This is a genomic window from Enterococcus saccharolyticus subsp. saccharolyticus (assembly GCF_029023825.1).
GTDB classification, from domain to species: domain Bacteria; phylum Bacillota; class Bacilli; order Lactobacillales; family Enterococcaceae; genus Enterococcus_F; species Enterococcus_F saccharolyticus.
The window spans coordinates 1,423,948-1,448,150 of the sequence record NZ_CP118957.1; the positions used below are offsets into that span (position 1 = coordinate 1,423,948).

18 protein-coding genes are annotated in these 24,203 nt (G+C 38.0%); 5 read left to right on the forward strand and 13 right to left on the reverse strand.

Annotation, left to right across the window (positions count from 1 at the left end; all coding sequences use genetic code 11):
• Positions 1-66 precede the first annotated feature (66 nt).
• From ligA to PYW32_RS07425, 3 genes are all read right to left on the reverse strand, one after another.
• Positions 67-2,079, reverse strand: coding sequence for an NAD-dependent DNA ligase LigA (ligA, locus tag PYW32_RS07415; protein ID WP_016174951.1), 2,013 nt, complete (start codon positions 2,077-2,079; stop codon positions 67-69).
• An 18-nt stretch (positions 2,080-2,097) separates the two neighbouring features.
• Positions 2,098-4,356 (reverse strand): DNA helicase PcrA, encoded by a 2,259-nt coding sequence (gene pcrA, locus PYW32_RS07420; RefSeq protein WP_016174950.1) that lies wholly within the window; start codon positions 4,354-4,356, stop codon positions 2,098-2,100.
• A gap of 133 nt (positions 4,357-4,489) precedes the next feature.
• Positions 4,490-5,953, reverse strand: coding sequence for an alpha-amylase (locus PYW32_RS07425; protein WP_016174949.1), 1,464 nt, complete (start codon positions 5,951-5,953; stop codon positions 4,490-4,492).
• A gap of 157 nt (positions 5,954-6,110) precedes the next feature.
• On the opposite strand from PYW32_RS07425, the gene PYW32_RS07430 reads away from it, so the two are divergent.
• The 3 genes from PYW32_RS07430 to PYW32_RS07440 are packed head-to-tail and all read left to right on the forward strand — an operon-like array spanning position 6,111 to position 9,712.
• Positions 6,111-6,866, forward strand: coding sequence for a DeoR/GlpR family DNA-binding transcription regulator (locus PYW32_RS07430; RefSeq protein WP_016174948.1), 756 nt, complete (start codon positions 6,111-6,113; stop codon positions 6,864-6,866).
• Positions 6,863-7,774, forward strand: a complete 912-nt coding sequence (gene pfkB / locus PYW32_RS07435) for a 1-phosphofructokinase (RefSeq protein ID WP_016174947.1) — start codon at positions 6,863-6,865, stop codon at positions 7,772-7,774. The genes PYW32_RS07430 and pfkB overlap by 4 nt, the downstream gene beginning before the upstream one ends.
• A 12-nt stretch (positions 7,775-7,786) precedes the next feature.
• Positions 7,787-9,712, forward strand: a complete 1,926-nt coding sequence (locus PYW32_RS07440) for a PTS fructose transporter subunit IIABC (RefSeq protein ID WP_016174946.1) — start codon at positions 7,787-7,789, stop codon at positions 9,710-9,712.
• Positions 9,713-9,733: 21 nt separating this feature from the next.
• Here the strand turns inward: PYW32_RS07440 and PYW32_RS07445 are convergent, their stop codons facing one another.
• Positions 9,734-11,059 (reverse strand): hypothetical protein, encoded by a 1,326-nt coding sequence (locus PYW32_RS07445; protein WP_016174945.1) that lies wholly within the window; start codon positions 11,057-11,059, stop codon positions 9,734-9,736.
• A gap of 119 nt (positions 11,060-11,178) precedes the next feature.
• Here PYW32_RS07445 and PYW32_RS07450 point away from each other — a divergent pair, with 119 nt between their 5' ends.
• Positions 11,179-11,331, forward strand: coding sequence for an SPJ_0845 family protein (locus PYW32_RS07450; RefSeq protein ID WP_016174944.1), 153 nt, complete (start codon positions 11,179-11,181; stop codon positions 11,329-11,331).
• 43 nt (positions 11,332-11,374) lie between these two features.
• Here PYW32_RS07450 and yihA read toward each other — a convergent pair whose 3' ends face one another.
• The gene (gene yihA / locus PYW32_RS07455; RefSeq protein WP_016174943.1) at positions 11,375-11,959 is read right to left on the reverse strand and encodes a ribosome biogenesis GTP-binding protein YihA/YsxC; all 585 of its coding nucleotides are present in this window, start codon (positions 11,957-11,959) and stop codon (positions 11,375-11,377) included.
• Between the two features lie 316 nt (positions 11,960-12,275).
• Here yihA and PYW32_RS07460 point away from each other — a divergent pair, with 316 nt between their 5' ends.
• Complete coding sequence (locus tag PYW32_RS07460) at positions 12,276-13,460, forward strand: IS110 family RNA-guided transposase (RefSeq protein WP_016174942.1); 1,185 nt, start codon at positions 12,276-12,278, stop codon at positions 13,458-13,460.
• A 152-nt stretch (positions 13,461-13,612) separates the two neighbouring features.
• On the opposite strand, the gene clpX is transcribed toward PYW32_RS07460, so the two are convergent.
• The 8 genes from clpX to PYW32_RS07500 form a co-directional block, all read right to left on the reverse strand.
• Entirely contained in the window at positions 13,613-14,857 is a 1,245-nt protein-coding gene (gene clpX, locus PYW32_RS07465; protein ID WP_016174941.1) for an ATP-dependent Clp protease ATP-binding subunit ClpX, read from the reverse strand.
• A 202-nt stretch (positions 14,858-15,059) separates the two neighbouring features.
• Positions 15,060-16,127 carry a zinc ribbon domain-containing protein gene (locus PYW32_RS07470; protein ID WP_016174940.1) on the reverse strand — a complete coding sequence of 356 codons (1,068 nt, stop codon included), beginning with the start codon at positions 16,125-16,127 and terminating at the stop codon, positions 15,060-15,062.
• 108 nt (positions 16,128-16,235) lie between these two features.
• Positions 16,236-17,003 (reverse strand): IS21-like element helper ATPase IstB, encoded by a 768-nt coding sequence (gene istB / locus PYW32_RS07475; protein ID WP_016252696.1) that lies wholly within the window; start codon positions 17,001-17,003, stop codon positions 16,236-16,238.
• Positions 17,000-18,565 carry an IS21 family transposase gene (gene istA / locus PYW32_RS07480; RefSeq protein WP_016174938.1) on the reverse strand — a complete coding sequence of 522 codons (1,566 nt, stop codon included), beginning with the start codon at positions 18,563-18,565 and terminating at the stop codon, positions 17,000-17,002. Before istA ends, istB begins: the two co-directional genes overlap by 4 nt.
• Positions 18,566-18,922: 357 nt before the next feature.
• Positions 18,923-20,479, reverse strand: a complete 1,557-nt coding sequence (locus tag PYW32_RS07485) for a zinc ribbon domain-containing protein (protein WP_016174937.1) — start codon at positions 20,477-20,479, stop codon at positions 18,923-18,925.
• Entirely contained in the window at positions 20,476-21,414 is a 939-nt protein-coding gene (locus PYW32_RS07490; RefSeq protein WP_016174936.1) for a serine hydrolase, read from the reverse strand. The genes PYW32_RS07485 and PYW32_RS07490 overlap by 4 nt, the downstream gene beginning before the upstream one ends.
• Positions 21,411-23,339 (reverse strand): VWA domain-containing protein, encoded by a 1,929-nt coding sequence (locus PYW32_RS07495; protein WP_016174935.1) that lies wholly within the window; start codon positions 23,337-23,339, stop codon positions 21,411-21,413. The genes PYW32_RS07490 and PYW32_RS07495 overlap by 4 nt, the downstream gene beginning before the upstream one ends.
• Positions 23,340-23,419: 80 nt before the next feature.
• On the reverse strand, positions 23,420-24,199 hold the full coding sequence (locus PYW32_RS07500; protein ID WP_016174934.1) for a zinc-ribbon domain-containing protein: 780 nt from the start codon (positions 24,197-24,199) through the stop codon (positions 23,420-23,422).
• Between the last annotated feature and the right edge of the window lie 4 nt (positions 24,200-24,203).

The following is a 24,203-nucleotide window of genomic DNA, read 5'->3' on the forward strand; positions in this document are numbered from 1 at the left end:
TCTGTCTTACTATATTGGCAAGCGTGTCGAATTGTCAACGGTTGTCGCTTATTCTTCTAGATTGCTTTATGAGCTTCCTTCAATGGCTTCCACCATTTGTGCTTCGTCCCACACAGTTACACCTAAACTTTCGGCTTTCACCAGTTTACTGCCCGCTTCTTCACCAGCAACCACAATATCCGTTTTCTTAGATACACTTCCTGTGACTTTCCCACCAAGATTTTCAATTTTCTCTTTGGCCTCTTGACGAGTATATGTCGTTAATTTCCCTGTCAATACAACTGTTTTATCTTTAAACGGAGATTTAACAGCTGCAATTTGACTCGTTGTACGACCTAAATAATTAAAATTAACGCCAGCTGCTTCTAATTCATCAAGCAATTCATGTACCTCTTGATTTTCGAAGTAAGTGACTAGACTATCCGCAATCGTACTACCCATGCTGTGTAAATTTAAAATTTCTTCTTCCGTTGCTTGACTAAGCGCGCGAATCGTTTCAAAATGCTCCATTAAAATTTTAGCCGCCTTCGCCCCTACATGGCGTATGCCCAAGCCAAACACTAAACGTTCTGCAGAATTTTTCTTACTCGCTTCGATGGCGGTCAAAATATTATTGGCTGATTTTTCTTTAATCTTGTCTAAGGTTAGTAATTCTTCCTCTTTTAAAAAGTATAAATCAGCCACATCTTTGACTAATTCGTTATCATACATTTGTGCTAAGACACGTGGTCCTAATCCTTCGATATTCATCGCATTTCGTGACACAAAATGACTAAGTCCTTCTTTCATTTGCGCTGGACATTTTGGATTAATACAACGCAAAGCGACTTCTTCATCTAAATGAATCAATTCACTCGCACAGATAGGACAATGACTTGGAATTTCATATGGCACGCTTTCTTCCGGTCGTTTTTCAAGAACAACTTGAGCGACTTCTGGAATAATGTCACCGGCTTTATAAATAATCACAGTGTCTTGCAAACGAATATCTTTCATTTTGATGTAATCACTATTATGCAAACTCGCTCGACTGACTGTCGTACCCGCAACACGAACTGGAGTCATCACCGCAGTCGGCGTTACAACTCCCGTACGACCAATTGTCCATTCAATGTCTTCAATCATGGTTTGTGCTTCTTCAGGAGGAAATTTATACGCCGCTGCCCAACGTGGTGCTTTGACTGTAAAACCTAGTTCTTCTTGTAAGTGAAACTCATTGACTTTAATCACAACACCATCAATCTCATACGGTAACTCCATGCGATGTTCATGTAATTCTTCAATATAGGACCAAACTTCCTCAATTGTTTCACACAAACGACTTTCTGTATTGATTCTAAAACCGAGTTGATCCAATTCTGTCAGCATATCATATTGCGTCTCAGCTTCTAATGGTGCCACATCTGCCACAGCATATAAAAAGGTGCTTAAATTACGTTTCGCTGTCACACCAGAATCTAACTGGCGCAAACTACCTGCCGCAGCATTTCGCGGATTTGCGAAAACATCTAAGCCTGCTTCTTCGCGTTCTTGATTCAAACGTAAAAACGAAGCTTTGGGCATATAGCATTCTCCACGAACTTCAATCGTGATTGGCTCACGTAGTGTCATGGGAATAGATTTCACTGTTTTTAAATTTTCAGTGATATTTTCACCGACACTACCATCGCCCCGTGTCGCCCCGCGGACAAATTTCCCCTCTTCATAACGTAAAGAGATAGAGAGACCATCAATTTTCAATTCACATGTATACGTAACTGGATGACCCACTGCTTTTTGAACACGTTGGTCAAACGCCAAAATTTCTGCTTGGCTAAAAACATCATTTAAGCTATACAATGGAATGTCGTGAACGGCTTTTTCAAAACCTTCCAAAATAATCCCTCCGACACGTTGCGTCGGAGAATCTTCAGTAATCAAGTCAGGATGTTTCGTTTCTAATTCAATTAATTCTCGGTAAAGAGCATCGTACACGTGATCTTCCACAGTTGGTTGGTCTTTCACATAGTACTCATATGCATATTGGTTTAATTGTGTTTTTAATTCTTCTATTCTTTGCGCAACTAAAACTTCTGCCATTTTATTGTGCTCCTTTACTTATATTTTTTCGATTGGTGCAAATGCCGCTAGGAGACGTTTCACTCCTTGTTGTGCAAAGGCTACATCTAATTCCATATCTTTGGCTTTTCCACTGACACGTACTACAGTTCCTGTGCCCCATTTTTTATGACTGACTTTATCGCCAGCTTTCCAATCACTCGTATCGCCACCCGTTTCTTTTTTTGTAGAAACAGCTGGTTTTGCAGACTGTGCTTGTTGGTAAACAGGTTTAAATACTTTAGGATTAAACGTACCACGTGACGTATTTGATTGGATTGGTTGTGCTGGTCGTGCACTAGTTCCTTCCAATAAATCGGACTCGATTTCAGCTACAAAACGAGAAGCTTGGTTGTATTGCGTACGTCCATATAATGTACGAGAAAAAGCATTCGTAAAGTATAACTTTTCTTCTGCTCGAGTAATTCCTACATACGCCAAACGTCGTTCTTCTTCCAATTCACTTTCCTCCATTAAAGAACGAGAAAGTGGAAACAAGTTTTCTTCCATTCCAACTAAAAAGACTACTGGAAACTCAAGACCTTTGGCTGCATGCAATGTCATCAAGGTGACTTGCGTGGTTTCTTCTTCATAGTTATCCAAATCGGAAAAGAGCGCAAGATCATTTAAGAAAATCGACAATTTATCCTCTGGTGCATCGCCTTCTTCTTCTGAACGATTGGCGTATTGCTTATCAAATTCTTTGGTAACCGTCAAGAACTCTTCCAAGTTCTCCAAACGTGCTTGCGATTCAAGGGTATTTTGAATCCGTAATTCCTCTTTATAACCACTTTTTTCTAAAACTTCTTCTGTTAATTCAGTAATCGTTAAATATGGAATCATTTGATGGAATTCCGCCATAATTTGACCGAATTTGCCAAGTTCTTTGGCCGCTTTTCCGGTTACATTGCTTAACTCAATGTTTTGAGCAGCTTCCAATAGTGGAAACCCGTGTAATTCTGCAAATTGACGTAATTTATCCAACGATCCGGGACCAACACCACGTTTTGGCACATTAATAATTCGCTCTAAGCTGATGGAATCATCTGGATTCGCAATCGCACTTAGATACGCCAAAATGTCTTTAATTTCTTTTCGATCGTAGAATTTATGTCCACCAACCATTGTATAAGGAATATTCGACTTCACTAAAATATCTTCGACAGCACGTGATTGCGCATTGGTTCGATAAAGTACCGCAAAATCACCATAATCGCGTCCTTCATTAGCAATTTGATTTTGAATTTCGCGAACCACAAATTGTCCCTCATCACGCTCTGTTTGCCCACGATAATATTTAATCCGTGGCCCTTCATGATTTTCTGTCCATAAACTTTTGTCACGACGATTACGATTATTTTGAATCACTTGGTTCGCCGCTTCTAAAATAGTTTTGGTTGAACGATAATTTTGTTCTAATAAAATCACTTCGGCTTCGGGATAATCTTTCTCAAAATCCAAAATATTTTGCATGTCTGCTCCACGCCAACCATAAATACTTTGATCGGCATCACCCACGACACATAAATTTTTAAAACGAGCAGCTAACATGTTGACCAACGTATATTGTGCATGGTTCGTATCTTGGTATTCATCCACGTGAATATACTGAAATTTATTTTGATAAAATGCCAATGCTTCAGGATTTTCTTTAAACAAGCGAATCGTATTCATAATTAAATCATCAAAATCCATACATTGATTTTGGCGTAATTCTTTTTGATAGATTTCATAACAACGCCCCACAATTTGTGTGAAAAAATCACCTTGTGTTTCTTGATAGTCTGCAGGAGTTAATAATCCATTTTTTGCATTGGAAATAGCACCTAAGATTGAGCGTGGATCATATTTTTTAGGATCAATATTCAGCTCTTTTAGTACCCGCTTCATTAACGTTAATTGTTCCGATGAATCAATAATCGTAAAATTACGAGAATAGCCAATATGATCGACATCGCGTCGTAAAATACGAACACACATCGAGTGAAAAGTGGATACCCAGACATCTTCGCCTTCAATCCCCATTAATCCTTTCACACGTTCTTTCATTTCCTTTGCTGCTTTATTGGTAAAGGTAATGGCTAAAATATTCCAAGGATTGATTCCTTTTTCTTCAATTAAATACGCAATGCGATGAGTTAATACACGCGTTTTTCCACTTCCGGCACCAGCCATTAATAAGAGCGGGCCTTCTGTACAGACAACCGCTTCTTTTTGTTTGGGATTCATTCCATTTAATAGTCTTTCTTTGGATGACATTCGACAAACATCCTTTCTTTATCAATCCTCTCAATTATAGCATTATCCACGATTTCATAAAACCGAACAACATGATTTACAAGAAAATTTACAAAAAAACTGACTATTTCTTAGGAAAATAGTCAGCTTCTAGTTATTGCCATTGTTTGGCAACTTCTTCTTGTACATAGACAGACACTTGTCCATCATTTACTGGAAAGACACCTTTCCCATTTTTATCTAACACTACTTTTGTTTCGTTGTTTCCTAATATATCCACAAATGTTTTATCGCGATGAATCGCACTGACGGTCATTTCTTTTTCGCCGCCTTTGCCATTTGTCATCACAACAGCCACTCCCGAATTCGGATCTTCAAAATCACCTGTCAAGACCCAACCGATACAATCAGGATTATCAAAATAATCAATTTGATTTCCAAAATCTGTTTGGTTACGTAATTTTAATAACGCGTGTAAATCATCGCCTACAGGTTGAACCTCTTGTTTCGGAATACCGTATAAATCACCCCAGAAAACAACAGGAATCCCTTGTTTACGAAGTAACGTTAATGTATAGGCATGGACTTTAAACCAGCCGTCAATCCATGATTCTAAACTTTGTCCTTTTTGCGTGTCATGGTTATCAACAAATGTTACAGCAAAATCCTCGCGTGAATCAACCAACGTATTGGCAAAAATCTGCGTCATGTCAAATTCACCATTCGAATTAGCTGCTTCATAAAAATTAAAATGCAACGGTACATCGAATAAATAAATCAAATTACCAGATGAATCTAAATACGTTTCTAATTTTTCCAACTCATTTGACCAGTACTCGCCCACAACAAACAAACTTTTTCCTTTTTCTTCACGACGATTGATTAACCAATCAACGTAGTAATCAAATTGAATATGTTTGACTGCATCCAAACGATACCCATCTACTTCTGTCAATTCTTGGTACCATTTTCCCCACTTATCTAATTGCTCAACTGTTTCAGGATTTTCCATATCTAAGTCGCAACCCATTAAATAGTCAAAATTGCCATCTTCTTTATCTACTTCTTGGTCCCAACCTTTGTCTGCAAAATTAAAAATTGCGTGTTCTTTGGTACGCGCATCATAATCAACACCAGAAAAGTTTTTCCATGTCCAAATATAATCATTATACTGTCCGTTTCGTCCAGGATACGTAAATTTCGTCCATGCTTCAATTTCTTCTTCGCCACTGACAGCTTCTGTTCGATCATCTGCATTGTACTGAACGGCAGGTACCGTTTCTGTTTCGTCCGCTCCCATCAAATGATTAAAAACAATATCTGCATACACTTCTAATTCATTGTCATGCAAAGCTTGAATCGCTTGAATGTAGTCATCTTTGGTGCCGTATTTGGTAGGAACAGTTCCTTTTTGATCAAATTCGCCTAAATCATAATGATCATAAACACCATAGCCGACATCTTCAATACCTGAGGATGCTTTATAGGCTGGTGGTAACCACACCGCAGTAAATCCTAAATCATGTAATTCTTTTGCTTTTTGTTGCATCGTTTGCCAATGCGTTGCATCAGCAGGTAAATCCCATTCGAAACCTTGTAAAATTGTTTTGTTTTTCATCTGATGACCTCCCTTATCTTCATTAAGCAAATTTTCGCTTTATTTGTCAAATGATAGCTTACTTGCAGGAAATGATTTATTTTGACAGATTTCTACTGTTTTTGATTGATTTAAGAAAATAGGCATGTTAAAATACTCGATGAAGAGGTGAATGAAAATGCTTACAGAAGAGAGATATCAACATATCTTGACGAAAGTGGAAGAAAATGAAATCGTCACGATTAATGAACTTCTGCTCACCCTCAAAGCATCGGAATCTACCATTCGTCGAGATTTACAAAATCTGGAAAATCAAGGATTGCTCACTCGCATACATGGTGGTGCTAAAAAACGGCCACGGCTGAATTTTGAAGCCACGATGAATGAGAAACAGCAACAGTTTCACGCGGAGAAAATTGCTATCGCAAAAGCGGCAGCAAACTTGATTACCAAAGAAGATGTGATTTATTTAGATGCTGGCACAACAACGATTGAAATGATTCCATTTATTCCAAATGATTTATCCATTAAAGTTGTGACAAATTCTGTAAAACATGCGTCTCTTTTGGTTGATCGAGAAATCGAAACGATTATTCTTGGCGGTGCGATTAAACTTTCGACAAATGCAACACTAGGACATGAAACATTGCGTCAATTGCAACAATTTCATTTTAGTAAAGCGTTTATGGGAATGAATGCCGCACATTTAGAAGCTGGTTTTACTACTCCTGATCCAGAAGAGGCTGTCGTTAAGAAACTTGCTATGTCACAAAGTCAAACTGCTTTTGTTTTGTTGGATTGCTCCAAATTTCAACAGACAACCTTTACTCAAGTTGCACCATTAAAAGCAGCTGAAATTATTACGAATAAATGTCCACGAGATATTTATCGAAAATTTCAACTGCAAACAAAAATTATGGAGGTACAATCATGATCTACACAATGACTTTAAATCCGTCTATTGACTACATCGTTCATGTGAAGGATTTAAAAATGGGTGATGTCAATCGTATGTCACAAGACTTCAAACTTCCTGGTGGAAAAGGAATCAACGTTTCTCGTATTTTACAACGAATTGATTCTACTTCTACAGCCCTTGGATTTTTAGGAGGATTTACTGGTTCTTTTATCGAAAATTGGATGAAAGAAGAAGGCATTGATTGCCAATTCACACCTGTAAAAGAAGATACACGTATTAACGTCAAACTAAAAGCAGAAGAAGAAACAGAAATCAATGGCTTAGGCCCTGCCCTTTCTGACGAAGAAATTCAACACTTGAAAGATGCTCTTTCAGTCGTTTCTTCTGGCGATATTGTCGTTCTTTCAGGAAGCACTCCAGCAGGCTTGCGCAAAGGTTTTTACCAAGAATTAATTCAGTTAATTGAAGAAAAAGGCGCAGAATTTGTGATTGATACAACAGGAGATGATTTATTACAAGCATTGAGTCATCATCCATTATTGGTAAAACCAAACAACCATGAATTAGCTGATTTATACCATACGACATTTGAAACAATGGATGACATTATTGAACATGGTAAAAAATTATTAGCAGATGGCGCTAAAAATGTTTTAATTTCAATGGCTGGCGATGGTGCCCTACTGATTACCGAAAATGGTACGTATCAGTCAAACGTTTTAAAACGTGAATTGAAAAATTCGGTTGGTGCTGGTGATTCTATGATTGCAGGTTTTATCGGACAGTATGCGAAAACACAAGATCCAGTTGAAGCATTCAAATGGGGTGTTGCTTGCGGAAGCGCTACTGCTTTTTCTGATGACTTAGCTGAAGCAGCCTTTATTCAGGAACTACTTCCAGAAGTAGAAATCACAAAATTATAGGAGGTCTATAACATGCAAATCAATGACTTATTGATCAAAGACGCGATGATCATGGATTTACAAGCAACTGATAAAAAAGGTGCTATCGATGAAATGATCCAAAAAATGTACGACGCTGGCAGAATTACAGATATTGAAACTTATAAAGAAGGAATTCTGGCTCGTGAAGCACAAACTTCAACAGGTTTAGGCGATGGTATCGCAATGCCTCACGCAAAAAATGCTGCTGTTAAAGAAGCAACTGTATTATTTGCAAAAAGTAACAAAGGGGTCGATTATGAAGCATTAGATGGTCAACCAACTTATCTATTCTTTATGATTGCTGCTCCAGAAGGCGCTAACGACACACATTTACAAGCTTTAGCAGCTTTATCTCGCCAATTAATCAATCCTGATTTCGTTGCGAAGCTAAAAACAGCAACAACACCTGAAGAAGTGCAAGCAACTTTTGCTGAAGCTGAAAAAGCAGAGGCAGAAGAAAAAGCGGCAGAACAAGCTGCTGAAGAGGTTGCAGTTGAAACAACAAGCGATCGTCCATTTATCGTAGCTGTGACAGCCTGCCCGACTGGTATTGCCCATACTTACATGGCAGAAGATTCATTGAAGAAAAAAGCCAAAGAATTAGGTATTGATATTAAAGTTGAAACAAATGGTTCTGAAGGTATCAAAAATCGTTTAACGACACAAGATATTGAACGTGCAGCTGGGGTTATCGTTGCTGCGGATAAAAAAGTTGAAATGGCTCGTTTTGATGGCAAACATTTAGTGAATCGCCCTGTTGGTGACGGTATCCGTAAAACAGAGGAGCTAATCAATCTTGCTTTAAGTGGTTCTGCACCAATTTATCATGGTGACGGTAGTGCTTCTTCAGAAGAATCTAGCGAAAAAGGTTCTGTTGGACAAGAAATCTACAAAAACTTAATGAATGGTGTTTCTCATATGTTACCATTCGTTATTGCTGGTGGTATTTTAATCGCCATTGCCTTCATGGTAGATAACTTCTTAGGTGTTCCTCAAACGCAAGAAGCGTTATCTCAACTAGGTAGTTATAATGAAGCAGCAAGTTGGTTTAAACAAATTGGTGATGCTGCCTTTGGATTTATGTTACCTGTCTTAGCTGGTTTCATTGCAATGAGTATTGGTGATCGACCTGGTTTAGTTGCCGGTTTTGCAGCTGGTGCTTTAGCAAATGCTGGTGGCGCTGGATTCTTAGGTGCCCTACTTGGTGGTTTCATCGCCGGTTACGTGATTGTCTTCTTACGTAAAGCCTTAAAAGGTTTACCAAAATCATTAGACGGTATTAAAACTATCTTGTTCTATCCTTTCTTTGGTTTATTAATTACTGGATTTATCATGTTATTAGTAAACGTACCAATGAAAGCTATCAATGATGGCTTAAATGGTTTCTTACAAAGTTTAGATGGCGCAAATGCTGCCTTATTAGGTGCTTTATTAGCTGGTATGATGGCTGCCGATTTAGGTGGACCAATCAACAAAGCTGCTTATGTATTTGGTACAGGTACAATCGCTGCAACTGTTGCTCAAGGTGGTAGTGTCGTAATGGCCGCTGTTATGGCGGGTGGTATGGTTCCACCATTGGCAATCTTTGTTGCAACTCGTTTATTCAAAAACAAATTTACTAAACAAGAAAATGAAGCTGGTTTAACAAACATTATCATGGGTCTATCTTTCGTAACAGAAGGTGCAATTCCATTTGCTGCCGCTGACCCATTACGTGCCATTCCAAGTTTCGTTGTTGGTTCAGCATTAACTGGTGGTCTAGTTGGTGCATTCGGTATCCGCTTAATGGCTCCTCACGGTGGTATCTTCGTTGTTCCATTGTTATCAAATCCTTTATTATACTTAGGATTTGTTGTCGTTGGTGCGATTGTGTCTGGTATCTTATTAGGATTCTTAAGAAAACCAATCGAAAAATAACAACAAATAAAAGCGTCGCGTTCATGATGAATGCGACGCTTTTTCTATGGGATAAATTGAACTAAGAGGTAAAAATTCTACTTGAAGTTGAACTCCTCCCTTTTTTACAGAACAAACGCTTTTTTTCCTCCCTACTTTCTCTTTACTGAATAATACATCTGACATACGTTCTTTAAGTTTAACCAAAGGAATGCGAATCACATATTCATCAGGCAAGAAAAAAATCACAACCGGCGTATATTGTTGGTATTTTTTATCCTGCACATCAATGGCTAAATACTGGCGCAAATAAAATTCATACGCATCCAATCCTTCATCAATTGTCTGATCTACAAATAATGTAATCACCGTCTTCATTTTTCGTTGCCGTTCATTAATTAAAGGGAAATAAGCTTGTGTGTTTAGGGTTCCTTTGATTCGTTCAACTTGCTCTTCTTCCGTCACTGGATTATACATACGTGTCACAAAATGAGTTGCTTGACTTTTAGGTACGGGTTGCAAATAATCATTTTGGTATTGAATGATTTGCAATGTATTAAAAGACGTACGATATTCCACGTAAGGTTCGCGCAAAACGCCGACACCAGTTAACCAACTCAATTGATCGATACCTAATTGGTTCCGAAACATACGTTGAAAATGCAAGTTCGCAGGGGAATTCCAACGATATGGATCTGGATACAATTCCACAAAAATAGTGCCATTTTCTAATTCCACTACTCTCTCAACTTGTTGCACTTCTTTAATCAGATTCAATGGCAAAATCACACGATACGCTGAGCTAAAATACATCCGCCAACAAGACGTTAAACAAAAACCGGCATGGAAAATATCAAATCCGGCAAAATAATTGCCATCAATGATTACTTCACCTTGAGAATTTCTCTTTTTAGGATAGTCAATCATTTCTTCTTCTGGTTCAATCATTTTTCGATAATTTGGTTGTTCTAAATTATGATATAAAAATTCATCGTAGGAACGAATATAAGCGAATGTCGCTTGCTCCATACGAATAGTTATATAGTCAAACAGCAATGCTCTATTTTGTTCAAATTGCTCTTTCGTAAAATAATGCCGTTCAAAAAGAATCCCATTATGACATTGAATCACCGTTTCACTCCATTGATCATGCATCCGCAACATAAAATTTTCAGTTATCGGTAAAGTTTCAAGTATCTTTTCTTGAATAGCAACTGAAAATGGTAAAATTTGCTGATTGAATTCCATATATAATGGATCAAATACAATCCGACCTAAAGATAATCCATCTCTTATCCAATCCTGATACCGCTTTCCTTTTTGTGGTACAGTTTGTATATAGCAATAAATTTTTTCTGTCCATTGCATCTGATCACCCCCTGAATGGTTCTTTTATATTTATTGTAACATATGTCTATATGAAAAAGATTTTTTACGTGTATCTTGCAACGTTTCATGCTAAACTTTCTGTAGTGGAGGTGACTATTATGAGTTTAAAATTCCAACGAGACGATTCTTTAGATAAAAAATTTGAAGAATTCGCGTTTTTTCCTGATGAGAAAAAAGAAGAGAAACCCGATATTGAGCGTTTCTTAAACCCAACACCAAAGAAAAAAGAGTCTGATAAAGAAGATAAATAAAAAAGAAGTGTTACAAACAGATTTTTCTGCATGTAACACTTCTTTATTTGATTGCTGCTTCAATCGCTTGCCAAGCTTCTTCTTTTCCTTGTTTTGTAACAGAAGAAAAGAGAATAAACTGATCTGTTTGTTCAAAATGCAATGCTTTTTTGATGACACTCTCATGTTTGTTCCATTTACCACGTGGAATTTTATCTGCTTTAGTCGCTACCACAATAACAGGAATCTCATAATATTTCAAAAATTGATACATCTGGATGTCTTCTTGTGTGGGTGCATGACGTAAATCAATTAGCGAAACAACTGCTCGTAATTGCTCACGTTGGGTTAAATAGGTTTCAATCATTTTTCCCCATTTCACACGTTCCGTTTTCGATACTTTCGCATACCCATACCCAGGGACATCGACAAAATGTAACGCATCTTCAATTAAATAAAAATTCAACGTTTGCGTCTTTCCCGGTTTTGAAGAAGTCCGCGCTAAATTTTTCCGATTAATTAATGTGTTAATGAAAGAAGATTTCCCTACATTTGAACGACCAGCTAAGGCAATTTCAGGTAAATCTGTTTCTGGATATTGTGCTGGTGCAACGGCACTGATCACAATATCAGCTGAATGAACTTTCATAGTGTTCTTCCTTGTATATTATATTTAAGGTTTTAATCTTCCGATTTTTAGAGGAGAACCTTAGGAACCTTTTGTTATTTTTTTATTTGGTATTTACTCAATTATTTGAGAAAATATACTTAATGGATTGAGAGGTAGATTGTTTCTTCCTTGAGTTTTCAAACTCGTAATCGAAAGACTAATCCCTCTCTCTGTTAAGCTGTTTACGAATGAGTTAGATGTTGAAGGCACATGCCTTACTCCGTATCTAGAACAAGGTAGTGACGCTTTTCAGTTGAGTGGCCATCAATCCAAATTTTGTAAAGAAGGTGTGCTTATGTTTTATCTAGGTATTGATATTGGCAAACGAACACACGTCGCTTCCGTCATGAATGACGAAGGAAAAGTCCTACTTAAAGGTTTCTCTTTTGTGAATTCTTTGGACGGTACTCACGCTCTTTTAGAACGACTTACTTCTTTCTCTGATTCCACAGAGGACTTTCTTGTTGGTATGGAATCCACCGGACACTATTGGTTAGCCCTTTTCTCATTTCTTGATGAACAACAGTTTCTTGTTCACGTCATCAATCCCATTCAAACAGATGGCTGGAGAAAAGGAACTGAAATTCGTAAACGAAAAAATGATAGTATCGACTCAGTATTAATTGCTGACTTAATTCGCTACGGTTCATTCAACGAAACAGCTTTAGCGGACGAAACCATGTTCTCCTTACGTCAATTGACTCGTTATCGTTCATATCTTGTTGGCACAGCTGGCGACTTTAAACGAAAAGTCATTGCCATACTAGACCAAATCTTTCCTGAGTACGAAAAGGTGTTTTCAAAAGTTGGCATTTTTGGCAAGGCCTCCAAAGCCGTCCTATCTGAGTTTTCGTCTCCTGATGAATTCAATCAAGTTTCTGCCGAAACATTAGCTGAAACACTCCGTGTAGCGAGTCGAAGTCGTGTTGGACAAAGCAAGGCAGAGGCACTGAAAACAGCCGCCGCTCATTCTTTTGGTGTTCGTTTTGCTCAAGATGCCTTTGTTTTTCAATTACGTTCTATGATTGATCAACTCAGCTTTTTAGAAGAACAAATTAAACGAACAGAAGAAGAAATTGCACAATTAATGGCTTCTCTTCATTCGGTCATAGAAACCGTTCCTGGTATTGGAACTGTCCTTGGTGCGACGATTTTAGGTGAAATTGGCGATATTCAGAAATTTTCTACGCCTAAAAAACTAGTAGCTTACGCAGGAATCGATGCGTCTGTCTCAAAATCTGGTGAATATGAAGCCACTCACAACGTGATGAGTAAACGTGGCTCTCCCTACTTAAGAAAAGCACTGTTTCAAGCAGCACTCATTGCGTCCAGATATGATCCAGTTTTCAAAGCCTTTTATGATAAGAAACGAGCAGAAGGAAAACACCATCTTACAGCGATTGGCGCTGTTTCAAGAAAGCTATGCTCTATTATTCATGCCATTCTAACAAAGAATGAACCGTATGAAATTCGTCAGTAGTGAAAAAAATAATCTTTCTGAGGTTTATTTGTGATGCACTTATTCGTTATTTTTCAATCAGAAGATTTTATTTATTTTCACTTGACTTTATATAGTTAGTCTTTCTTAAAAACAGGAAACCGGATAGGAAAATCACTATCCGGTTTATGACACTACCCTGCTTTTTTTTCTTCTTTATAACTGATTACAGGTTCGGCTTCCCCTTTGGCTGCTTCTTCAGTAATCGTTACTTTCTCAATTTCTGCTTTTGATGGTGCTTCAAACATAACATCCATCATAATATCTTCAATAATTGAACGTAAACCACGCGCACCTGTATTGCGTTCGATGGCTTTTTGAGCAATGGCTTTTAGAGCACCTTCTTCAAATTCAAGTTCAGTATCATCTAATGACATTAGTTTTTTGTATTGTTTGACTAAAGCATTTTTAGGTTCTGTTAAGATATGAACCAAATCATCAGCCGTTAATTTATCTAATGCTGCCATGACTGGTAAGCGTCCAATAAATTCTGGGATTAAACCGAATTTCAATAAATCTTCTGGAATGATATGTTTCATCACACTCTCATCGTCAGCAATTTTTTGATTGTTTGATCCAAAACCGATTGTTTTTTCACCCATACGGTTTTTAACAATTGTTTCAATCCCATCAAATGCGCCACCAACAATAAAGAGAATATTTGTTGTATCAATCTGAATCATTTCTTGATGTGGATGTTTACGTCCACCTTGAGGAGGAACGCTTGCTGTTGTTCCTTCTAAAATTTTAAGTAAGGCTTGTTGCACACCTTCACCAGAAACATCACGCGTAATTGAAACATTTTCGCTCTTACGGGCGATTTTATCAATTTCATCAATATAAATGATCCCTTTTTCAGCGCGCTCTACATTATAATCCGCTGCTTGCAATAATTTCAACAGAATGTTTTCAACATCCTCACCTACATAACCAGCTTCTGTTAAGCTTGTCGCATCCGCAATCGCAAATGGAACATTTAAACTTCTTGCTAATGTTTGGGCTAAGAATGTTTTACCAGATCCTGTTGGTCCGATAAGACAAATATTACTTTTTTGTAGTTCCACATCGTCTTCTTCTGTTTTTTCTACGTTTACGCGTTTATAATGATTGTAAACGGCAACGGCTAAGGCACGTTTTGCACGGTCTTGTCCAATCACATATTCATTTAAGACATCAAGAATTTCTTTTGGTTTTGGTACTTCCATAAATTCACGAATCGCTTCTTCGTAGAACTCTTCGTCAATGATTTCTTTACATAATTCAATGCATTCATCACAAATGTAGACACCAGGACCAGCTACGATCTTCTTCACTTCTTCTTGGGCTTTTCCGCAAAAAGAACAGCGTATCGGTTCATTTCCGTTAGTATTGTCGTACATGGTGTTCACCCCTTGATTTTTCTTTCCGACTGGAAAAAAACATTTCTGACTTTAACAGTCTTTAACCATTTTAGCATAGTTCGCTAGAAAGAAAAAGCCTTTAAGCCTTGAGAAGTAAGGTTTCTTAAAGTAAAAATTTTCTGATAATAATTGCGTATGACAAAAAAAAATCGAAGACATATTTCTACGCCTTCGATTTTTATTAATTTGTAATCCAGACTTCGTTCACACCATTTCCTTTTGCTGAACCGTCCGTTAATACTAAACGAGAAGTAAATGATGTATAACCATAGAACACTTGGCTACCACCTTTCTCCCAAGTAATCGTTATGCGAACATTTGGATGGACTGTCTTTGTTGCGGGCATTTTCGTTGGGTTTTGTTCATTGGTTTCATAACTCAAGACATCGCCACTATAACTTTCAACAGTTGCCTTTCCAGTTTGTGACCCCTTAGATACTTTACCGTCTACGCCAATCGTTAATACCGATTGGCCTTGCCCTTCTGCGAAATAAACACCGTATCCCGTTGCCCATTGTGCAAATTCACCAACGAATACTGGGTCTGTTGGTTCTTTTTTCTCCGCTTTTGCTTTCTTCTCTTGCTCTTCTTTGGCTTTACGTTCTTGTTCGGCTTTGGCTTTTTGTTCCTCTTCCACCTTTTTTTGTTCAGCTTCAGCTTTCGCTCTTTCCGCTTCCATCGCTGGTTGGTTCTGAGCATGAATTTCATCAACGATTTTTTTCACTGACGCATATTCTGGACGAGCCAAGACATCTTCTGGAATCGTACTTAATTCTAGTTCAGATTCTGAATAATTTCCTTCATTGGCAAAACGTTTGGCATTTTCAATAATGTCATCATATTTAGCAGTAACTGGTTCTTCTGAACTAGAAGCAATGGTTTGTGCTGTCGTTTCAGCAGTCGTCATACTTGTTGTTTCAACAACTGCTGATGTATCGGTTCCTTCAGTCACACTGGCTTCTGGTTTGGTAGTAAAGACCGACATTAAAAACCAGACAGCTAAAAAGATGCCACAAATAATTAAAATCAACGTAATCACTAAAGGATTAGGACGCTTCTTTTTCGTTTTTTCTGATCGCTCCGCTTTTACTGGAGAAATCTTCTTGGCGACTACTGGTTTTTTCGGAGTTTCTTGAGATATTTCTTTTGTCTCTTCTTTGGGAATTTCTTTCTCTATTTTTATTCCACATTCACCACAAAAATTTGCCCCTTCAAGTAATTCCTTGCCACAATTCGGACAATATTTCATTGTTTACACTTCCTTTTATTTTTACTCTAATTCATCGTTTTTCATCAATCAGAATTTCCAGTTAAACTGTATTGTCAGCGTCAAGTAGAATTGAACAGTTAACGCCAATTAATTTTGAACACTTTCGCTCACAAACATGCTCTGGCGATGTTTCATACGGTAGCTAGCTTCATTCATGTGAACGACCTCCGCTCGATGCAGAATACGGTCTAAGATAGCCATTGCGACTCCCTCATCGCCCAATAATTCTCCCCATTGGTCGGGGCTCTTATTGGAGGTCAAGATGATTGAACTCCGTTCATATAGATGATTGATCAAATGAAAAAACAGGGTAGCTTCCCTTTGATCCATTGCCATATACATCAAATCATCAATAATCACTAAATCAGATGCTCGGATCCGATTGAGCTGGACCTGCGATTTCCGCGTGAATTCTTCAGTTTTCAGAAGGGAGAGTAGTTCTCCCATTGTCACGAATGTTACCTGAAACCCCTTCTGGATGGCCTCCATGCCTAAGGCAATGGACAAGTGCGTTTTCCCCACACCGCTCGGACCCAAAAAGATGAGATTATACTGCTGCTCAAGCCAAGTAAGCTCTTGGAGCTGGGTAAGCTGCCGTTTGCTCAGAGAAGTCTGATCTGATAGGTCGAATTCCGTCAGTGTTTTGTGGTACGGGAACTTAGCCCATTTCAATCGTTTCTGAACACTTTTTTCCTCGCGCTTCCTTAATTCGAAGCACACAATCTCCTGCACCAGTTCCCGGTAGGTCCAGGAGGCTTGTTCGGCTTTACGTAACAGCTCGGGCAACTCGCTCGCAGTTTCCACCAACCGCAACTGTCTGAACTGGCTTTGCAGCGCGTCCATGCTATCATTCATGAGGCGGCACCTCCCAGAATTTCCGTATAGGTACTCATCGGATGCGTCTCCACGTTGATATCAGCGCAATCCGCTCGGACTGCTTGTACGGGTGGAACAGGCGGCGTCTCTTTCCGAGGGGCAGCCAAGTATTTAGCCACATCCGTAAAGTCATTCGCACTCATCAGATGTTCAGACATACACTTCTGTAGGGCCTCATCAATGACAGTGGGGTATTCGAGGGCCGCTTTCTGTAGAACGGCCAGTTGGTCTCTTTTATAGCGCGGATACTTCTCCATCAAGATATCAATGTATCGTGAGGAAAGCTCCAAATCTTTGAACTGCTGCGCAACGGTTTCCTTATAGCTTTGAATGCCCTTCGAACGATCGCGCCCATGGTTTTTATTTTTGATTAGTTTGCCTGTTGAAGTTTCCAGAGGATGGTTCGCCAGAATTTCCCCATCGGGCTGTTTTCTGATAATAAGCCGTTGTTGATTGTTCGTATCTTCCTTGATTTCAATAGCCACTGTATTCAGGCCTTTCGGTCTGTAAGTGCCTAGTGGCACGGAATAACGGTTTGATTTATAAAAAACTGTATTGTCCTTGTTTACCGTTCTTGTTATACTTGAACCGGTGATACTCTCGGTTGAGAGTAGTTTAGAGACTGGTTTTAAGTGTTGCTTTTCGAGGAGAAACACTTCTACCGGTCTCTTTTTTGTTGTTCCATGAACCCTTCGGTTGCCCGTTCTTTCCAACCAGGCTAAACAGCGCTCATTCCAGTTCTCGATTGTCGTATAAATCCGGCTATCGGCGAAATTTCGTTTCACATACTTTACCGTACTCTCCACTTTTCCTTTGGATTCGGGGTCGGCTTTGCGGCATAAATGGACTCTGAACTTCCGTTGCTGTTTGTACGCTTGAAATTCAGCGGTCAGAATCATGTCTCCAGCGTGCTCACTCACAGTGATGAGGTGGTCCTGATCATAAACGATTTCTTCCGGCATGCCACCAAAGAATTCAAAGGCATTCTCGTGGCTTCGAATGGCATCACGAGTCGTAAAGGGGCGATTTTGCCATTCCACATAGCGGTAGCGTGAATGGGAAAGTAAGAAACAAATGCAGTATAATTTGATTTCTCTTTGATCCTGTGTCTTTTGACGCGTTTCGCCCCAATCGACTTGCACCTGTTTTCCCATCGGTTGTTCTTCGACCGCCTCGTATTGCCTCACAACTTTAGTTTTAGCTATCTGATATTCTTCGCGTATTTGATTCACATATAACCGCATCGTACTTTCACCAACGGTGAAGTCGGGGAATTTCTCAAGCAGCCAATCCTGTATTTGAGACGCATTCAGATGCGGATACTCTTGAAGCCAAGCAACAATCCAATCCTTGTATGGGTCCAATTTCTTCTTCCTCGAACCTAATGAATTGACCCATTCGAAAGCTTCTTCCGGTGTCTTCTCCATGTAGTTATAAACCGTTGTGCGGGATACCTTCAACTGCTTTGCGATTTGTTGGATGGAAAAGCCCCGCCCCTTCATCTGTTGAATTTCCAAATATAACATTAACTTCTTCTTCACCTTTCGTCCTCCAATAACCTAAGATACCTTTAAAAGTATACAGGATTGGAGTATTTTTTGGCGAAAGTGTTCAATCTTGTTCATCGAAAACTGTTCAATTTAGTTTAGCACTGACATGTATACACCTCTTGATGTATCTTCTTTATGCTCCATACATCTACTAAAAAATCATTCGCCTTGAATTATACCGTAAAAAAACAATGAAAAGCAATGTGTTCTCTCGTTTTGTAAAAACAAAGAAATATTCCTACGTATTCATGTAATAGTCTTGCGTTTTACACATTCCGATTATTTATCGCTAAAAACGACAAAAAAAGCCATTGAAAGACCTTTGTACTCTTTCAATGACTCAAACGATTATTCTGATTCTTCTACATAGGCAGCATCAAATTCAAGCCAGTCGCCTTTGATTTCTGAACCATCTTTCTTTGAAAATAGTCGTATATATTGATCGTCTTCTTGAACAAGAATATATTCATCTGTCGCTGTCACAAAAACAGCATGTTCACTCAACAAATGACCAAAGCGATCAAATACAGTGAACACTGTTGTCTCAGAATCGGAAGAGGTAGCAATCAGAATGTAGTCTCTTGGATAATCTTGACTCCCACCATAACTTTCTCTTCTTAATAGTTCTTCACCCTCTTGGTTATATAAGAATGTTTCATCTTCGGTCTGTAGTAAATAAACCTCCGTCTCTCCTAAACGATTAAAATAATTATAGGTGCTAGAAGATGGGGCATTGTCTTGAAAGAGATAATTTCCCTCTAAATCCATCACACCAAATTCATTATTTATCATGTATGTTAGATATCCGTCTTTATCAGGTAGACTTAAATTAGTATATCCATTAGAAACAATCTCTTCTCCTGAACGATTATACAGCATTTCTTCCCCGTTATCATCATTAAATACAACGAAATATTTTCCATCCTCAGATGCTATCGGAATTGCTTGGAACACATTATCAATCACTACATTCAGTTTAGCGTCTAACACGCTATATTTTCCGTTCAAATTTTGGATAGCAAAATCACCACTAGCTAAATTATAAAAGCCGGTTCCAGAAATATCCTCCTGAATTTCTTCACCTTTAGCATTTATAACCTGAAATTGACGGCTTTCGTGAGAAGTTTTTACTACAAACGTATTCTCATTCACAATCACAATTTGGTCATAAATCGGTTCAATAATTGTTTCGCCATTTTCTGATAAAACACCCATTTTTTCGCGGCTAGTGTTATAGAAGGAGGTGACTTTTTTTCCTGAGAAAGGATAAATGTGAATCGGGCTCGCTTCCCTCACTACCTCCCCTTTAGAATTAATTAATCCTGTATCTGAATCGTCATTTGTAAAATCAAACACACCATTTTCTGACTGCAGACTTTCTATCGAGTTCGTTCCTCCATTGACAGAAAATGTTCCTATTGATGAATACTCATCTGAAATAATGTCCCCTTTTTCATCAATTAAAAAAACAGACGTTCCTTCCTCACCATAATTGTAGGCTATAGCTACCCCATGCTTGTTAAATTTAGTGACATTTCTTCCAACTGTTTCCTGCACAATTTCAAATTTGTCGTTCATCAATCCAACATAATCCCCATTTTTAAAAGGCATGACATTTTGTTTTACTTGATCAATTTTTGTTGCTTTCGCTTTGGAACTATTAGAAGCGCTCATGTTAAACAAAACATCTTTTTTTAAGAACACGAAACCACCAATCAGCAAAACAACAGCAATGATACTTACAATCACGACTTTTGATTTTGAATTTGTTTGCACCTGCGTTCTTACTTGCTCGACCGGCTGACTTGAATGATTTGTCTCACTTTCTTCTTGTTTCGTTCCACACTTTGGACAAAATTTAACTCCCTGATTTAATTCTGTTCCACAATTTCCACAAAATTTCATTCTTTTCCTCCTATTTCACTCGTCTCATTCGCTGCATTAAAGGCTGCTGAGGCAAACTCACCAATAGCCTCTCGCATCTGTTGAGGCACCTTCACACCATTAGATAAAACCACTATGACAAATGGCTCTTTCGCAAAAACAATACCAACATCGTTTTCTACAGTATCTAACTCCCCTGTTTTATTTGCTACTTCAATAGTTTCAGGCAATTGACTAGGAATTTTAGTTTGAATAGTTTGTCCTTTAAGAATTGTCAACATTGCTTGATTCACTAATTGATCTTTATGTTCATAAAGTTTTTTTAAGTAACTTACACAATCATCTAAAGATGTATAATTTTCTAATCCTTGACTACGAGCTGTTTCATCTAACATTAACCGTTGTAACTGAGTGTCTGAATATCCACTTTTTTGAAAATACGCATTCAATGTGTCCATACTGAAATAATTAATTAACACATTCGTTGCTTGATTATCACTTAGCTGAATCATTCGCTTCGTTAAAGCATCCAGCGACTCTCCTTCAATACTTGCTTCCATGGTAATGGATCCCTGTGCTACCAAGTGATAAATATAATCCATAATAAACAACTTAATCACACTTGCTGCAGGTGTTGCCACAGAATTCTGACTAGAAACATGTCGCTTAGAATCAAGAAAATAAACTTCATAATATAGATCAACAGCATGCGCTTGTAATTTTGACGTATCCAATTCTAAAGGTTCTGATACAAGTTCGACCGCATCACTGCTACTCTCAGTTGTAGTAGTCAAACTTTCTTCTATTGCCGTTGTTGTCATTGTTGTTGTCATCGTTACATCTGTGCTTATGTCTGTCTCTTCTTTATTGTTCTCTTTCTGCTTCACGAGAAAAAACAAGAGTATGCTTAATACCCCAATGATGCCTAGTAATAAACCCATCCACTTATTTTTCAATGACCCGTCATTCCTTTATGCACTTCAGCTAAAATATCAGAAATCATTGGTACTGCTACTGCTTGTGCCTCTTTATTGTTTGAACCAGTGTGAGCTGTCATAATAGCAATACCATACTTCACATCATCTGTTTCAATAATTGCAAAAACATTGTAAGCAGCACCGATTCCTTGTCCACGATGTGCATACGTTTTTACATTTGCTGGTAATACAATACCATCTTTTGTTAAATCCCAATTCATATTTTTATAGCCATCATTATCATAAATGTCTCGCAAAATTTTTGCAGAATCAACCGCACTCGTATAATTTTCATTACCAGCTTCACTTGCTTTGACATCACCGAATTTCCGATTAAAGGTTGTTTGTGTGTATCCTTGATCGCTTAAGGCATCCGTTACACTAGACAGACCACCAAATTCATCAATTAAAGTATTCCCCGCGTCATTATCCATTGTTTTCATCATCTGATCTGCAACATCCTGGTCAACGGTTGATGCTACCGTATAAATAGGCGCATAAAAACCAGAAGCGACATAAGATTGGCGGGCATTTCCTACTCGAAATTCAACATTTGTCTTTAAATCAACTATTGCTACGGCTACATTTTCAACATCAGTTTTTGCTTCAATAATATCTAAAATGTTACGATTATCTATTGCAGCAATATTATCTTGAGGCATATATTCCAATTTGGCTTGCCCATTAAATGCACTTTTTTTAGCTGCTGAAACACTCACGGTATAATATTGGTCTAATTTATCATTGGCTTTTGAAGTGTACGTCACCTTGTATAGGTCTTTTTGTTGGCTATAAATATCTTCATAAATATCTAATAACACGGTCGAAAGGTCTTCCACTTCTGCTGAATAATAATCTCCATTACAAGAAGCCGTAAATGACTCCAAATAAGCAGCATTAATATCCGAACCAATACCAATAATATACACTGGAATCCCCGTTTGTTTTGACAACTCAATTACTTCATTTTCTGAATGTAAACTAGCATTCTCATCTCCATCTGTGAATGCAATAACAAAGCGAGCCCCCGTAGTTTGATTGGTTTGAATAAGCGCGTCATATAACGCATCGTACAAAGCCGTTTGGTCGCCTAACTCAATGGAATCAATCGCTTGCTTTAGTTTTTGATTATCTGATGAAAAAGCTTGCACATTATGGACATAACTATCAAAAGATGTAATTTCGACATGGTTATTCTGGTTACTTAAAATCTCATCTATAAATTTACTGGCCGCTACTTTTGCATTATTAATTTTATTATCTTCGTCCATACTTCCGGACTGATCCAATACCAAATTAATATTCATTTCAGTTGATTCTTCAACTGGCAATATATCTTTAATGGCCAAGTTTTGCTCTTTGCCATCAGGACCAATTTCTTTTACCTCAAAGGTATCCTTTTTAATATCTGCGATTGTTTGGTTGTTTCGGTCTTTAATTTGTGTATATAACGTCATTGTTGGAAATGCGCTATTGTCAATTTGAGAAATTTGCATGCGCAATGCTTGTTTGTTTTTGACCGTCTTCGTATCATTTTTTTCTTCTATTTCTTCAGTCGACTCTTTTGTCGGTTTTTTCTTCGCTTTTTCTTGCGTTTCTTCTCGAGACGTTTCCTCAGATTCTTCGACCAAATTGAAAGATTCCCCTTCTGTCTTCGATGACATTGGAGACTTATCTTGCGATTGGAAATACCAAATTCCACCAGCAGAGAAACATACAACTAAAATCAGTGCACTGATTACTATAGGTCGTGACTTTTTATTCCCTGTTTTTGTTGTGGGTGTCACGGGTGGGGGGGCCTGGTTCAAGCTCTGAGTAGTAGGTTCGTCTTGCATTGGTTTCCCACAATCTTCACAAAATTTCGCATGCTCATCATTTTTATGACCACAATTTGTACAAAACATGTTTTTCCTCCTTATAAACCATTTTTATAAAAAAATAGTGCAACACCTACTCAAGGTTTTACACTACTTTTCTCACTAAACTATTGGCGACTAAACATTAATTGCTCATCTTCAGAACTTTGATTTAAAGGTCTGATTACTAATTGATCTTGCTTTGTGACGTACATACGAATATTAGTGAACTCTTCTTCAAATGTAGACAGATCAACCCCTCCTAAGTTGGGCATAGGAAAATCTCGTAACTGAGTCTCCAAATTACGTATTTGTTCCATTGTTACATCTATTTTGATGCGATTGTCAGTAATTTTGACCATCTTACGAGCAACGGTTGTCGGTATTCCTTCGCTTTCTAATTCTCCAAATAGATAATCATCTAGATACTCCTCGAAGGAAGATGCATCAGAATACTCTAGGAATTCTGCTATCGCGTTCTCTGAAAAGTCAATCGTTACAGCCATTTTTTCTAACTGTAAATTATAATTTTGTTTATTTTCTTCAATTTTCCCAAAAAACTCAGCATTGTAACTTACTTCTTCATAATCATCATAGCCATATACCATGAACTCAAATAAATTATTTTTCTTAATATTTAATGTAAAATCAACATCATCTGTTTGATAATCATCCGCTAATGTCCATTGTCCAGCAAATGGACTTTGGTTTGACAGAAAATAAAACATTCCCAAAACAATCACTGCTATCACTGTCCCGAACACAATCAACTTTTTCTTTTGTGCATTCATCCCTGTTTTGGGTGCATCTGCTAAAACAGAGGTTTCTTGTTGAACTTTCGTCCCACACTTCCCACAAAAAAGGACATTTGGTGCAAGTTCTTCCCCACAATTTCTACAAAATTTCATACTC